This is a genomic window from Streptomyces fradiae ATCC 10745 = DSM 40063 (assembly GCF_008704425.1).
Taxonomy (GTDB): Bacteria; Actinomycetota; Actinomycetes; order Streptomycetales; family Streptomycetaceae; genus Streptomyces; species Streptomyces fradiae.
Genome location: NZ_CP023696.1, coordinates 6114450 through 6129058 on the forward strand (window position 1 = coordinate 6114450; position 14609 = coordinate 6129058).

Annotated in this window: 12 protein-coding genes and 1 pseudogene; 7 read left to right on the forward strand and 6 right to left on the reverse strand. The window is 75.5% G+C overall.

Features of this window, described 5'->3' with window-relative positions:
* Positions 1–217 precede the first annotated feature (217 nt).
* From CP974_RS26750 to CP974_RS26760, 3 genes are all read right to left on the reverse strand, one after another.
* Positions 218–2674, reverse strand: a complete 2457-nt coding sequence (locus tag CP974_RS26750) for a Tex family protein (RefSeq protein WP_031133827.1) — start codon at positions 2672–2674, stop codon at positions 218–220.
* Between the two features lie 288 nt (positions 2675–2962).
* Positions 2963–3838 (reverse strand): SCO6745 family protein, encoded by an 876-nt coding sequence (locus CP974_RS26755; RefSeq protein WP_031133828.1) that lies wholly within the window; start codon positions 3836–3838, stop codon positions 2963–2965.
* A gap of 370 nt (positions 3839–4208) precedes the next feature.
* Positions 4209–4952 carry an enoyl-CoA hydratase/isomerase family protein gene (locus CP974_RS26760; protein ID WP_031133829.1) on the reverse strand — a complete coding sequence of 248 codons (744 nt, stop codon included), beginning with the start codon at positions 4950–4952 and terminating at the stop codon, positions 4209–4211.
* A gap of 81 nt (positions 4953–5033) precedes the next feature.
* Between CP974_RS26760 and CP974_RS26765 the strand changes: the two genes are divergently transcribed.
* Both CP974_RS26765 and CP974_RS26770 read left to right on the forward strand, forming a co-directional pair.
* Entirely contained in the window at positions 5034–5729 is a 696-nt protein-coding gene (locus CP974_RS26765; protein ID WP_031133830.1) for an HdeD family acid-resistance protein, read from the forward strand.
* A 128-nt stretch (positions 5730–5857) separates the two neighbouring features.
* Positions 5858–6301, forward strand: coding sequence for an ATP-binding protein (locus CP974_RS26770; RefSeq protein ID WP_031133831.1), 444 nt, complete (start codon positions 5858–5860; stop codon positions 6299–6301).
* Positions 6302–6497: 196 nt separating this feature from the next.
* On the opposite strand, the gene idi is transcribed toward CP974_RS26770, so the two are convergent.
* From idi to CP974_RS26785, 3 genes and pseudogenes are all read right to left on the reverse strand, one after another.
* Positions 6498–7091 (reverse strand): isopentenyl-diphosphate Delta-isomerase, encoded by a 594-nt coding sequence (idi, locus tag CP974_RS26775; protein ID WP_031133832.1) that lies wholly within the window; start codon positions 7089–7091, stop codon positions 6498–6500.
* A gap of 186 nt (positions 7092–7277) precedes the next feature.
* A pseudogene (locus tag CP974_RS26780) lies at positions 7278–7778 on the reverse strand (GNAT family N-acetyltransferase); the annotation flags it as partial.
* Positions 7779–7813: 35 nt separating this feature from the next.
* Positions 7814–8755 (reverse strand): cation diffusion facilitator family transporter, encoded by a 942-nt coding sequence (locus tag CP974_RS26785; protein WP_031133834.1) that lies wholly within the window; start codon positions 8753–8755, stop codon positions 7814–7816.
* A 378-nt stretch (positions 8756–9133) separates the two neighbouring features.
* Between CP974_RS26785 and CP974_RS26790 the strand changes: the two genes are divergently transcribed.
* The 5 genes from CP974_RS26790 to CP974_RS26810 are packed head-to-tail and all read left to right on the forward strand — an operon-like array spanning position 9134 to position 14513.
* The gene (locus CP974_RS26790; protein ID WP_085921243.1) at positions 9134–11095 is read left to right on the forward strand and encodes a DUF5941 domain-containing protein; all 1962 of its coding nucleotides are present in this window, start codon (positions 9134–9136) and stop codon (positions 11093–11095) included.
* Positions 11092–11829: a phosphocholine cytidylyltransferase family protein gene (locus CP974_RS26795; RefSeq protein ID WP_031131340.1), complete on the forward strand. Its 738-nt coding sequence runs from the start codon at positions 11092–11094 to the stop codon at positions 11827–11829. Before CP974_RS26790 ends, CP974_RS26795 begins: the two co-directional genes overlap by 4 nt.
* Positions 11817–12878, forward strand: coding sequence for an iron-containing alcohol dehydrogenase family protein (locus CP974_RS26800; protein WP_031131339.1), 1062 nt, complete (start codon positions 11817–11819; stop codon positions 12876–12878). Before CP974_RS26795 ends, CP974_RS26800 begins: the two co-directional genes overlap by 13 nt.
* Entirely contained in the window at positions 12856–13635 is a 780-nt protein-coding gene (locus CP974_RS26805) for a CDP-alcohol phosphatidyltransferase family protein (RefSeq protein ID WP_078915580.1), read from the forward strand. Before CP974_RS26800 ends, CP974_RS26805 begins: the two co-directional genes overlap by 23 nt.
* A gap of 5 nt (positions 13636–13640) precedes the next feature.
* Positions 13641–14513, forward strand: a complete 873-nt coding sequence (locus CP974_RS26810; protein WP_031131335.1) for a glycosyltransferase family 2 protein — start codon at positions 13641–13643, stop codon at positions 14511–14513.
* Positions 14514–14609: the final 96 nt, after the last annotated feature.

Sequence of the window (14609 nt, forward strand, 5' to 3'; positions counted from 1 at the left end):
GGCGCTTCCCGATCCCGGCGCGCCCGGCCCCGATCCCGGCGCACCCGGCCGCGACGGGCCCGCGGCCTTGGGGGTCCGGCCGCGACGGGCCCCGCCCCGGTCGTCCGGTGGCGCGGGCCCGATCCGGCGAGGCACCGCCGCCCCACGGGGCGGCCCGCCCGGCCACCCGGCGACGGCGGACCCGCCGCGAAGGGGCGCGGGACCGGTCCGCCTCGGCTCAGCGGCGCCCCCGGCCCCCGCCGGAGCCACCGGTACCGCCGGAGCCCCCGCCCAGGAGGCCCGCCTTGCGCAGGGCGTCCGCCATCGCACCGTTCGCGGGGGCCGCCTGCCGGTCACCGCTCCGGGGGCCGCCGGCCCGCTCGCCGCGCCCGCCGCGCCGGTCCTGGCCGCCACCGCCGTCCCGGCCGCCACCGCGCCCACCGCCACCGGCCGCGCCGCCCTGGCGCTGCTGCGGCGGGCGGGCGCCCCGCTCCCGCCGCGGCCCACCGGAGGTGCCGCCGGGCGCCGCCTCGTCGTCCAGGCGCAGCGTCAGCGAGATCCGCTTGCGCGCCACGTCGACGTCGAGCACCTTCACCTTCACCACGTCACCCGGCTTCACCACCTCGCGCGGGTCCTTCACGAAGTTCCGCGACATGGCGGAGACGTGCACCAGGCCGTCCTGGTGGACGCCGACGTCCACGAACGCCCCGAACGCCGCCACGTTGGTGACGACACCCTCCAGCACCATCCCCGCGGCCAGGTCGCCGATCTTCTCGACGCCCTCCTTGAAGGTGGCCGTGCGGAACGCGGGCCGCGGGTCGCGCCCCGGCTTCTCCAGCTCGCGCAGGATGTCGGTGACGGTCGGCAGGCCGAACTTCTCGTCCACGAAGTCGTCGGCCCGCAGCGACCGCAGCACCCCCGTGTTGCCGATCAGGCTCGCGACCTCGCCGCCCGTCCGCTTCACCATCCGCCGCACCACCGGATACGCCTCCGGGTGCACGGCCGACGCGTCCAGCGGGTCGTCGCCGCCGCGGATGCGCAGGAAGCCCGCGCACTGCTCGTACGCCTTGGGGCCGAGGCGCGGCACTTCCTTCAGCGCCCGGCGCGACCGGAACGGGCCGTTCGCGTCGCGGTACGCCACGATGTTCTCCGCCAGGCCCGAGCCGATGCCGGAGACCCGCGACAGCAGCGGCGCGGAGGCGGTGTTGACGTCCACGCCGACGCCGTTCACACAGTCCTCCACCACCGCGTCCAGCGACCGGGACAGCTTCACCTCGGAGAGGTCGTGCTGGTACTGGCCGACACCGATCGACTTCGGGTCGATCTTCACCAGCTCCGCGAGCGGGTCCTGGAGCCGCCGCGCGATCGACACGGCGCCGCGCAGCGACACGTCGAGACCGGGCAGCTCCTGCGAGGCGAACGCCGACGCCGAGTACACCGAGGCGCCGGCCTCCGACACCATCACCTTGGTCAGGTTCAGCTCGGGGTGGCGGGCGATCAGGTCGGCGGCGAGCCTGTCGGTCTCGCGCGACGCCGTGCCGTTGCCGACGGCGACCAGCTCGACGGCGTGCTCCTTCGCCAGCCGCGCCAGCACCGCCAGGGACGCCTCCCACTTGTTGTGCGGGACGTGCGGGTGGATCGTGTCCGTCGCGACGACCTTGCCCGTCGCGTCGACCACGGCGACCTTGACGCCCGTGCGGTAGCCGGGGTCCAGGCCCAGCGTCGCCCGCGTGCCGGCGGGCGCGGCCAGCAGCAGGTCCCGCAGGTTCGCGGCGAAGACCCGCACGGCCTCGTCCTCGGCGGCCGTCCGCAGCCGCAGCCGCAGGTCGATGCCGAGGTGCACCAGGATGCGGGTGCGCCACGCCCAGCGGACCGTGTCCGCAAGCCACTTGTCGGCCGGGCGCCCCCGGTCCGCGACGCCGAACCGCCGGGCGACCATCCCCTCGTACGTGGACGGCCCGTCGACCGGCTCCTCCGGCTCCAGGACCAGCTCCAGCACGTCTTCCTTCTCACCGCGCAGCATCGCCAGCACCCGGTGCGAGGGCAGCTCGGTGAACGGCTCCGCGAAGTCGAAGTAGTCGGCGAACTTGGCGCCCGCCTCCTCCTTGCCCTCGCGGACCCTCGCCACCAGCCGGCCGCGCGTCCACATCCGCTCGCGCATCTCGCCGATCAGGTCGGCGTCCTCGGAGAAGCGCTCCGTGAGGATCGCCCGCGCGCCCTCCAGCGCGGCGGCCGGGTCCGCGACGCCCTTGTCCGCGTCGACGAACGCGGCGGCGGCCGCGAGCGGCTCCACGCCCGGATCGGCGAGCAGCCCGTCCGCGAGCGGCTCCAGCCCGGCCTCGCGGGCGATCTGCGCCTTGGTGCGCCGCTTCGGCTTGAACGGCAGGTAGATGTCCTCCAGGCGGGCCTTCGTGTCGGCCTGGAGGATGCGCGCCCGCAGCTCCTCGGTCAGCTTGCCCTGCTCGTGTACGGAGTCGAGGATCGCGGCGCGCCGGTCCTCCAGCTCCCGCAGGTACCGCAGCCGCTCCTCCAGGGTGCGCAGCTGGGCGTCGTCGAGCATCCCGGTCGCTTCCTTGCGGTAGCGCGCGATGAACGGCACGGTCGAGCCGCCGTCCAGCAGCTCCACGGCCGCCCTGACCTGCCGCTCCCGTACGCCGAGCTCCTCGGCGATCCTGCCTTCGATGGACGTCGTCACGGTGTGTCCCGACCCGCCTTCCCGTGCTTTCGGATTGCGCTCGCATTCTGCCTGGCCCGGCCGGGCCGTGTCGCATTCCGTCGCAGGCGGGTCCGAAGGGCGTCCCCGTCCGCGCCCCGGACCCAGCCCGTCCGCGCCCCAGACCCCGTCCGTCCGCGCCCCCGGACCCCGTCCGCCGCGTCCACCGGCCGGGGTCCGCCCGGCGCCCGGCCGGGGGGCGTGCATGCCGCGCCCCGGGTGACGGGACCCGGCGGCCACGGCCACCGGCCGGCGCCGGGCCGCGCGGACTCACCTCCGGCCGGTGAGCCCTGCCGGGAAGGCGCCCGCCTCGGCCGCCGTCGCGAGGAACCCCCTGGCCAGCTCGGTGAGCCGGGCGACGCCCGCCTCGCCCAGGTGGGCGTAGGGCGCCGTGTCCATCCGGTCGGTCAGGTCCTCCACCTCCTCGCGCAGCGCCGCGCCCGCCTCGGTGAGCGCGCCCTCGCCGTCCAGCAGCCCCCGGCCGCGCAGCCGCTCCACGGCGGAGTCCCAGTCCGCCCGCGCCCAGCCGCGCGAGGCCAGCACCCATGTCGTCGAGGCGCCCGCACTGGTCGCGCCGTGGGCGACCAGGGACTCCAGCGGGTCCAGGCCCGAGGTCAGCAGGGCGGCGAAGTGCGCGTCGCCCCGGTGCTCGCGCAGCAGCGTCGCCGCGTGCCAGTACGCCAGGTGCGGGGCGTCCGGCACCGGCAGGTCGGCGTGGGCGGCGTACAGCGGCCGGGCGTGCCGGGTGCACGCCTTCGCGGCGCGCAGCGCCAGCTCGGCTGCCTCCGCCATGGCGGCCGAGTCGGCGGCGTCGCCGAGCAGCCGCCGCACGGTCCGGTCGGCCGCGCGCAGCCGGGCGGCGAGCGCGTCGGCAGGCGAGGCGCTCTCCCACACGGCGGGCAGGTGCCGGGCGACCAGGTCGTGGCTGAAGTTGTAGAACGTCCCGGTCACCGCCCCGGCGCCGACGGCGCCCAGCGCGGCGGCGCGCCCCGCGAAGTAGGCGGCGTGCGGGTCCTTCACGCCGGCGGCGGCCAGCTCCTCGGCGTACTCGGGGGAGAAGTAGACGGAGGCGTGGAAGAGGTTCAGCGGGTGGGCGCAGCGGCGCACCGCGCGCGGCGGCAGCGGGCTCGGGGCAGTCGTCGTCATGCCGCACACGCTACTGACTGGTCGGTACGGAATACAGGGCTCCGCCTACGCCCGAACGGCCCCAGGAGCGCGGCGGCCGGCGGAAACGGGGCTCCGGCACCCGGTGGCGGGCGGGCGCGCACCCTCTCACGAAGGCGCTCGGCCGACGGAGCCGGTGGGGGCGCCCGCGCCCTCCGCGGGAGGCCCCCGCATGCCCGTGCCGGCCCGGGGTCCGGGCGTCCAGGGGCCCGGCGCCCGGGCGTCCGGGTGGCGCGTCCGGCGCGTCCGGTGCTCAGGCCCGCCTCCGGGCACGCCCGCCCCGGCGGGCCGTCGCCCCGGCTCCCGCCCCCGAGCGGGCTCCGGGGGCCGGGTCGCGAGCCCGGCGGGTGCCTCAGCCCCGGTAGGTGAAGCGGGGCGGGCGCCGCTCCAGGAACGCCGCCACGCCCTCCGCCCGGTCACCGCTCCGGCGGGCCTCCTCCGCCCAGTGCGCGTCCCGGTCGGTGCGCCCGTCGGCGAACTCCTTCGCGGCCGCCTGGGTCAGCGGCGACCGCGCCAGCAGCACCCGGACGAAGTCCTCCACCCGCTTGTCCAGCCCCCCGGCTGGCAGCAGCTCGTCGACCAGGCCCGTGCGCAGCGCCCGCTCGTCGTCGATCAGCTCGGCGGAGTACAGCAGGTACTTGGCCGCGGCCGGCCCGACCAGGGAGACCAGCCGCCGCGTGGACGCCGACGGGTAGACGATGCCCAGCTTCGCCGGGGTCACCCCGAACCGTGCGCCCTCCTCGGCGAAGCGCAGGTCGCAGGCGGCGGCGAGCTGGCAGCCGCCGCCCACGCAGTAGCCGCGCACGGCGGCGAGGGTCGGCCGGGGGAAGGCGGCCAGCGCCTCCTCGGCGCGCAGCGCCAGCGACGGCTGCCGGTCGTCCGGTTCGCGCAGCCCGGAGATGTCGGCCCCGGCGCAGAAGGTGTCCCCGGCGCCGGTCAGGACGAGCGCCCGGACGTCCCGGTCGGCGGCCAGCTCCTCCAGCAGCTCCGGCAGGGCACGCCACATGCCGGCCGTCATGGCGTTGCGCTTGGCCGGGTTGTGGATGACGACGGTCGCGACCCCGTCCGTGACGCGGTGCTGCAGCTGCGGCTCCATGGGCCGGATGCTATCCCCGCGGCCCGAACGTACGATCAGGACGGGGGCGCCGCGGCAGTCGCACCAGGAAGCGAGACCCCCATGTCCCCCACCCCCCACGCCCCGGACGCCGAGGGCGCCGGACCCCGCCGCCACCTCGCCCTGCTCGTCCCGCTCGGCGTGGTCCTGGTGGCCGGCGGCCTGTTCGGGCTGGTCTACACCGGACTGGCCACGCTGACGTCCATGCTGGTCTTCGGCTGGCTGCTGCTGGTCGGCGGCGCGGTGGGCCTCGTCCAGGCGCTGGAGTCCCGCGGTACCGGCGCCTTCTGGCCGGCCGCGGTGGTCGCCGCGCTGAACATCGCCGCCGGATTCGTGGTGATCCGTCATCCGGGTGAGTCGGCGGAGGCGTTCACCATGTTCGCGGCGCTGCTCTTCCTGACGGGCGGGGTGTTCCGGCTGGTGGGGAGCGCGGTGGTGCGCGGGCCCCGGTTCGGCTGGTCGCTGCTCCAGGGCGCGTTCGGCATCGTGCTGGGCCTGCTGGTGCTCTTCGACTGGCCCCGCAGCAGCCTCTACGTGCTGGGGACGTTCTTCTCGCTGGCGCTGTTGTTCGACGGGCTCGGCCTGATCGCGGCCGGGGTGGGCGGGCGCGGCGCCTCCGGCCCCGTACCGGCCCCCGGCCCCGTACCCGCCACCGGCTCGGGCCCCGCCACCGGCTCGGGGCGGGAGGCGGCTCCGGAGGGCGTACGGCACAGCGGTACGCGCCCGTCAGAACCCGACCAGAAGCGGCCGGATAGGTAAGAAAGCGTTCTGATCACGAGCCGTATCGCTCGACAACGCGCCAGTTCCGGTCTCCCTCCCGGCGCTCGCGCCCCGAGGCCAACACTCGGTCCGTGGCGACAATCGAGCACGAGGGCGGGAGCCGGACCATGGAGAGCCGCGGAAGCGTGCCGGCCCGGCCACCGTCGTACGAAGGGGTCTGGCGCTTCACCGCACCGGCGGTGGACGCCTCGGTACCGCGGGCCCGGCACGCCGTCCGGGACCTGCTGAAGCGCCAGGGGGCCCCGGTCGCCGACGACGCCGTCCAGGGCCTGCTGCTCATCGTCTCCGAACTGGTGACCAACGCCGTACGGCACGCGGCGCTGCTCTCCCCGCAGGTCGCGGTGGAGGTCGCGGTCGGCGCCGAGTGGGTCAGGGTCGCCGTCGAGGACGACCACCCGTACCGCCCGAAGGCCCTGGAGACCGACTACGGGCAGACCGGCGGGCGCGGCCTGCTGCTGGTGCGCGAGATCACCCGCGCGGCCGGCGGCGTCTGCGACGTCGAGCGCACCGCGACCGGCGGCAAGATCATCTGGGCCGCGCTGCCCCGCTGACGGCCCGTACGCCGCGGCGCGCCCCAGCCGCGTACGGCCGGGGCGCGCCGCGGGCCTCCCTTCTCGGGAGCCGGGCCGGCAGGACACCGGGCCGACAGGACACCGGGCCCGCGGCACACCGGCCCGCAGGTGGCCGCGGAGCCCAGGACGCCGGCCCGTCAGAGCGCCGGCGCCCCGGTATCGGCGCCCCGGCGCGTCACCAGCCGCCAGCGGTCCCCGTCAGCTCCCTGATGGCGGGCCGGGCCGCGTCGAGCACGGTCATGAACCACGCGGAGAACGGCGCCGACGCGTGCCGCTCCGCCAGCTCCCGCGCCGTCACGAACGCCGTCTCCCCGACCTCGTCCGGGTCCGGCCGCGGCGGGGCCTGCACCATCCCCACGAACAGGTGGTTGAACTCCTGCTCCACCAGCCCCGACACCGGGTCCGGGTGGTTGTAGCGGACCGTGCCCGCCTCCGCCATCAGCGACGGCGACACGCCCAGCTCCTCGGAGACCCGCCGGGCGGCGGCCGTGAACGGCGCCTCCCCCGGATACGGGTGCCCGCAGCAGGTGTTCGACCAGACGCCGGGGGAGTGGTACTTGCCGAGCGCCCGGCGCTGGAGCAGCAGCCGCCCCTCCTCGTCGAAGAGGAACACCGAGAACGCCCGGTGCAGCCGGCCCGGTGCCCGGTGCGCCGACAGCTTCTCGGCGGTGCCGATGGTGGTGCCGTCCTCGTCGACCAGCTCCAGCATGATCGACGGTGCGGCTCCGTTCGGCGCGCTGTTCGCCGCGGTGGCAGGTGTGGTCGGCATAACCATCCTTCGCATCGGTTCTCGGCCCTGTGGGGCAAGTCTCAGTCTGCCGTACGCGAGCCGCTCGCCGGACACGCGATCCCGCGTCCGCCCGGCGCACCACGGCCCCCGTTCCGGTCAGACGACCGGGCCAGACGACCGGGCCGGACGACAGGGCGGCCGGGGGACGGCCGGCCACCCGCGGGGTCAGACGCCGAACGCGGGCGGATAGGTGATGGTCCCGGCGGGCACGACGCCCCCGTCCGCCAGCGGGAGCGCCATCATCGCCTCGTCCGGCACCTCGAAGGAGGGCCTGATGCCGTACCGGGAGGCCGGGACGAAGCCGAAGCGCGGGTAGTACGCGGGGTGGCCGAGCACCAGCACCAGCGGTTCGCCGGCGCGCCGGGCCGCGTCCAGCACCGCCCGCACCACGGCCTGCCCGGCGCCCCGCCGCTGGTGCCCGGGGGCCACCGCCACCGGGGCGAGGGCCGCCGCCGGGGCGTCCCCGACCCGGCAGCGGGTGATCAGGGCGTACGCCGCGACCGAGCCGTCCGGCGCCTCGGCGACGTACGACAGGCCGGGCAGCCAGGCGTCCGGGTCGGCGCGCAGCGCGTCGACGAGGTCCGCCTCGGCGGTGGTGTCGAAGGCGGCGGCGTTCACCGCGCGCACGGCGGCGCGGTCGGCGTCCGCCTCGGGGCGGGTGCGCCATCCCGGCCGCGGGGAGGGGGCCGTCGGCCGCGGGGTCAGTGGCACAGCCCCGCCTCGTGGGCCGCGTGCCCGCTGGGCTCCAGCTGGAAGGTGCAGTGCTCCACGTCGAAGTGGCCCACCAGGCACTCCTGGAGCGCGTGCAGCGTCTTCTCGTGCCCGGGGCCCTCCAGGGCGCTCGCCTCGACGACCACGTGCGCCGACAGCACCGGCATACCGGACGTGATCGTCCACGCGTGCAGGTCGTGGACGTCCTCCACACCGGGGAGAGCCAGCATGTGCCGCCGCACCTCCGTCATGTCCACGCCCTTCGGGGCCGCCTCCAGCAGGACGTCCAGCGTCTCACGGAGCAGCCTCACCGTGCGCGGCACGATCATCACCGCGATCACCAGCGAAGCGATCGGGTCCGCCGCCTGCCAGCCGGTGGCCAGGATCACCCCGGCGGCCACCAGCACCGTCACCGAGCCCAGGGCGTCCGCCAGCACCTCCAGATAGGCGCCGCGCACGTTCAGGCTCTCCTTCTGGCCGCGCACCAGCAGGGACAGGGAGACCATGTTCGCGACCAGGCCGACCAGGGCGAAGACGATCGTCAAGCCGCCCTTGGTCTCGGCGGGCGCCATGAAGCGCTGGACCGCCTCGAACAGCACGTAGCCGCCCGCGCCCAGGAGCAGCAGGCAGTTCGCCAGTGCCGCCAGGATCTCGGCGCGGGCGTAGCCGTAGGTGCGCTTGGCGGTGGCCGGGCGGTTCGCCATGTGGATGGCGAGCAGCGCCATCCCGAGCCCCACCGCGTCGGTTGCCATGTGGGTCGCGTCGGCGATCAGGGCGAGCGAGTCGGCGAGGACGCCGCCGACGATCTCCACGACCATCACGGAGAGCGTGATGGTGAGCGCCACCCGCAGCCGCCAGCGGTGCGCGGCGCCCGCCGTCCCGGGGGGCGGCGGCCCTCCGTGCGTGTGCCCGTGGTTGTGCCCAGCCCCCATGAGTCGCCTCCAGATCAGTGCCGTGACCGCTTTCCGCGCGGTCAGTCAACTACGGGTGGGGGGTATGGGCAAGCCGGGGCTGAACACCGTTGTCATTGCCTCTGACCTGGGCTTCCCCGCCTCCCGCCCGCGCGGGTCCGCGCTCCGGCGGAGCGGGCGGGACCGGTGGTGCGCGGGGCCGCCGCGACCTGGGGTTTGTGACCCGAGCCGGTGATCGAGGATGATGGGCGCGCCGTCGGCACGGGACGCCGCCGTACACCGAAACCTCGGTGAACCGCGCCTTCCACCCATCCGATAGCCTCTGCCGACGTGCCGCCGCCCGCGACCGGGCCGAGCCCCGCACACCCAGCAGCTTTCAGCTCCAAGGAGTGAGTTCGTCTGTCGACCGCCATCCTCACCGGTCCTCCGGTACCCGGATCGCCGCTCGAGGGCGATCTGCGGTCGCTGGGCTTCGAGGTCCGCACCGCCGCGGACCCGCGCGAGACCGCCGCGCTGCTCGCCGCCGTACCGGCGGGCGAGCGCGTCGCCGTCGTCGACCCGCGCTTCGTCGGCCACCGGCACGCGCTGCGGCTGGCCCTCACCGACCCCCGCTTCCCGGCGGGCGCGGCTCCAGGCGCCCTGACGGCCCGGCCCGAGGCCCGCCAGGGCCTGACCCGCGCCCTCGCCGCCCTCGCCGCCGACGGCGACCCGGCGGCGGCGCCCGCCGCGCCCGCCCCGTCCTCCACGCCCGGGGGCCCCGCGGAGACCGCGTCGCCCGAAGGGGCCGCGTCCGCCGCGGAGAGCGCCGCCCCCGCCGAGGCCCCGGCACCGTCCGCCCCCGCCGCCACCCTCCCCGACAGGCCCGCGGCCCCCGCCGCCACCCTCCCCGACGCGCTGGCCGCCGCCCTGGAGGACGAGGGCGTCGCCGTGCACCGGCCGGAGCTGGGCTCCCTCGTCGCCGCCGTCCCCGTCGGCCCGCAGGCCCGCAAGGAGACCCGCGACGCCGTGGCCGCCGTCGACGACGAGGCCGTACGCCTCCGCTCCGCCGTCAAGTCCCGCGACGGCTTCTTCACCACCTTCTTCATCAGCCCCTACTCGCGCTACCTCGCCCGCTGGTGCGCCCGCCGGGGCCTCACGCCCAACCAGGTCACCACCGCATCGCTGGTCACCGCGCTGGTCGCGGCCGGCTGCGCGGCGACCGGCACCCGCGGCGGTTTCGTCGCCGCCGGGCTGCTGCTCCTCTTCTCCTTCGTCCTGGACTGCACGGACGGCCAGCTCGCCCGCTACTCCCTCCAGTACTCCACCCTCGGCGCGTGGCTCGACGCCACCTTCGACCGGGCCAAGGAGTACGCCTACTACGCGGGCCTGGCCCTCGGGGCCGCCCGCGGCGGGGACGACGTGTGGGCGCTCGCGCTCGGCGCCATGGTCCTCCAGACCTGCCGCCACGTCGTGGACTTCTCCTTCAACGAGGCCAACCACGACGCCACCGCCAACACCAGCCCCACCGCCACGCTCTCCGACCGGCTCGACGGCGTCGGCTGGACGGTCTGGGCGCGGCGCATGATCGTCCTGCCCATCGGCGAGCGCTGGGCCATGATCGCCGTGCTCACCGCCCTCACCACCCCCCGCGTCGTCTTCTCCGCGCTGCTGATCGGCTGCTCCTTCGCCGCCCTCTACACCACCGCCGGCCGGGTCCTGCGCTCCCTCACCCGCAAGGCGAGCCGCACCGACCGCGCCGCGCGGGCGCTCGCGGACCTCGCCGACAACGGCGCGCTCGCGCAGGCCGCCGCCAAGGTGCTGCGGCCCGTGGCCCGCCCGCTCGGCGGACGCACCCCGTACGCCCTCGCGGGCGCCGCCGTGCTGCTGGCCGCCGCCGCGGCCGCTCCGCTCGACGGCCCCCTCGTGGTCCTGGCGGCCGTGCTGTACGCCGTCGCCTCCGGCGCCGCCGTCGCCCGCCCCCTCAAGGGCGCCCTCGACTGGCTCGTCCCGCCCGCCCTGCGGGCCGCCGAGTACGGCACCGTCCTCGCGCTGGCCGCCCGCGCCGACGCCCCGGGAGCGCTCCCGGCCGCGTTCGGGCTGGTGGCGGCGGTCGCCTACCATCACTACGACACGGTGTACCGCATCCGCGGCGACGCCGGCGCGCCGCCCGCCTGGCTGGTGCGGGCGCTCGGCGGCCAGGAGGGGCGCACGCTGCTGGCGGCCGTCCTCGCCGCCCTCCTCGCGACGGGCGGGGGCGACGGCTTCCCCCTGGCGCTCACCGCCCTCGCCGGCGCCGTGGCGCTGCTGGGGCTCGCGGAGTCCATCCGCTTCTGGGTGTCCTCCGGAGCACCCGCCGTACACGACGAAGGAGAACCCGCATGATCGGCCTCGTACTGGCAGCCGGTGCCGGACGGCGTCTGCGCCCCTACACCGACACGCTCCCGAAGGCCCTCGTGCCGGTCGACGGCGACACGACCGTCCTCGACCTCACCCTCGCCAACTTCGCCGAGGTCGGCCTCACCGAGGCGGCCATCGTCGTCGGCTACCGCAAGGAGGCCGTGTACGAGCGCCGGGCCGCCCTGGAGGCGAAGTACGGGATCAAGCTCACCCTCGTCGACAACGACAAGGCGGAGGAGTGGAACAACGCCTACTCGCTGTGGTGCGCCCGTGACGTGCTGGGCGAGGGCGTCATCCTCGCCAACGGCGACACGGTCCACCCCGTCTCCGTCGAGCACACCCTCCTCGCGGCGCGCGGCGGCGACAAGCGGATCATCCTCGCCCTCGACACGGTGAAGTCCCTCGCCGACGAGGAGATGAAGGTCGTCGCCGAGGACGGCCTGGGCGTGCGCCGCATCACCAAGCTCATGGACCCGGCCACCGCCACCGGCGAGTACATCGGCGTCACCCTCATCGAGCCCGGGGCCGCCGCCGACCTCGCCGACGCCCTGAAGGCCACCTTCGAGCGCGACCCCGACCTGTACTACGAGGACGGCTACCAGGAGCTGGTCCACCGCGGCTTCCGGATCGACGTGGCCCCCATCGGAGACGTCCGCTGGGTGGAGATCGACAACCACGACGACCTCGCGAAGGGCCGTGAGATCGCGTGCCTGTACTGACCCGGCTCATCCCCTCGCCGGTCGTCGTCGACATCGGCGGCGGCGCGATGGACAAGCTGGGCGGCCTCCTCGCCGACCAGCGGATCTCCGCGTCCGGCAAGCTCGCCATGGCCGTCAGCAACGGCTCCGGCCGCGCCCTGCGCGAGAAGCTGGAGCCGCTGCTGCCGGACGCCCACTGGTACACGGTCGAGGACGGCACCATCGACTCCGCCGTGCGCCTCGCCGACGCCATCCGCGGCAAGCGGTACGACGCGGTCGTCGGCGTCGGCGGCGGCAAGATCATCGACGTGACGAAGTACGCCGCGGCGCGCGTCGGCCTGCCCATGGTCGCCGTCGCGACGAACCTCTCCCACGACGGCATCTGCTCCCCGGTCTCCACGCTCGACAACGACAACGGCCGCGGCTCGTACGGCGTCCCCTCGCCGATCGCCATGGTCATCGACCTCGACGTGATCCGCGACGCTCCGCAGCGGTTCGTCCGCTCCGGCATCGGCGACGCCCTGTCCAACATCTCCGCCATCGCCGACTGGGAGCTGTCCCGCCGGGTCAACGGCGAGCCGGTGGACGGCCTGGCCGCCGCCATGGCCCGCACCGCCGGCGAGTCCGTGCTGCGCCACCCCGGCGGCGTCGGCGACGACGAGTTCCTCGTCGTCCTCGCCGAGGCCCTGGTCCTCACCGGCATCGCCATGTCGATCAGCGGCGACACCCGGCCCGCGTCCGGCGCCTGCCACGAGATCAGCCACGCCTTCGACCTGCTGCACCCCCGGCGCGCCGCGCTCCACGGCGAGCAGGTCGGTCTCGGCGCCGCCTTCGCGATGCACCTGCGCGGCGCCCGCGACGAGGCGGGCCTCTTCGCCGAGGTGCTGCGCCGCCACGGGATGCCGGTGCTGCCCGAGGACATCGGCTTCACCCCCGGCGAGTTCGTCGCGGCCGTGGAGTACGCGCCGCAGACCCGTCCGGGACGGTTCACGATCCTGGAACACCTCGACCTGTCCACCGACCAGATCAGGGACGCGTACGCCGACTATGCAAAAACCATCGGTAGCTGAGCTCCGCCCCGTCGTCCACCCGCCGGGTGTGAAGGACCGGCGCAGCGGCGAGCACTGGGGTGGCCGCCTCTACATGCGCGAGGTCTCGCTGCGCGTGACCCGCCACCTGGTCACGACGAAGGTCACGCCGAACCAGCTCACGTACGTGATGACCGTCGCCGGTGTGCTGGCCGCCCCCGCGCTCCTCGTGCCCGGCATCCCCGGCGCGCTGCTCGGCGTCCTCATGGTCCAGCTGTACCTGCTGCTCGACTGCGTCGACGGCGAGGTCGCCCGCTGGAAGAAGCAGTTCTCCCTCGGCGGCGTCTACCTGGACCGCGTCGGCGCGTACCTGTGCGACGCGGCCGTGCTGGTCGGCTTCGGGCTGCGCGCCGCCGACCTGTGGGGGAGCGGGCGCATCGACTGGCTGTGGGCCTTCCTCGGCACGCTCGCCGCGCTCGGAGCCGTACTGATCAAGGCGGAGACCGACCTGGTCGCCGTCGCCCGGCACCAGGGCGGGCTGCCGCCGGTCAAGGAGTCGGCGTCCGAGCCCCGCTCCTCCGGCATCGCGCTGGCCCGCCGGGCCGCCGCCGCGGTCAAGTTCCACCGGCTCGTCCTGGGCATCGAGGCCAGCCTGCTCATCCTGGTCCTCGCCGTCGCCGACACGATCCGCGGCGACCTGTTCTTCAGCCGCCTCGGTGTGGCCGTCCTCGCCGGGATCGCGCTGCTCCAGACGGTGCTGCACCTGGTGTCGATCCTCGCGTCCAGCAGGCTGAGGTGACGCCCGTGAAGCTCGGTGCCGTCATCATCACCATGGGCGACCGCCCCGACGACCTGAACGCCCTCATCGAGTCCGTCGCCCGCCAGGAGGGCGAGCCGGTGGAGGTCGTCGTCGTCGGCAACGGCGCCCCCGTCCGCGGCGTCCCCGGCTGGGTGCGCACCGTGGACCTGCCGGAGAACCTGGGCATCCCCGGCGGCCGCAACGTCGGCATCGAGGCGTTCGGCCCCAACGGCTCCGACGTCGACGTGCTGCTCTTCCTCGACGACGACGGGCTGCTGCCCCGGAAGGACACCGCCGAGCTGATCCGCCGGGCCTTCGCCGACGACCCGGAGCTGGGCATCGTCAGCTTCCGCATCGCCGACCCGGAGACGGGCGCCACCCAGCGGCGGCACGTGCCGCGGCTGCGGGCCTCCGACCCGATGCGCTCCTCGCGGGTGACGACCTTCCTCGGCGGCGCCAGCGCCGTACGCACCAAGGTCGTCGAGCAGGTCGGCCCGCTGCCCGGCGAGTTCTTCTACGCGCACGAGGAGACCGACCTCGCCTGGCGCGCCCTGGACGCCGGCTGGATGATCGACTACCGGGCCGACATGGTGCTCCACCACCCGACGACCGCCCCCTCCCGGCACGCGGTGTACCACCGGATGGTCGCGCGGAACCGGGTCTGGCTGGCCCGCCGCAACCTGCCCGCCCCGCTGGTCCCGGTCTACGTCGGGGTGTGGCTGCTGCTCACCTTGCTCAGGCGCCCCTCGGGGCCCGCGCTGAAGGCGTGGTTCGGGGGCTTCAGGGAGGGCTGGACGACGCCCTGCGGGCCGCGGCGCCCCATGCGGTGGCGCACGGTGTGGCGCCTCACACGACTGGGCCGTCCGCCCGTCATCTGACAAGCTCGGACCCGGCGGCACCGGTGCCCGGGAAGGGGCCGCCCCCTTCGCGGACACCGGCGCCGCACCTCTACCGCCCCGCACCGTGAACACGAA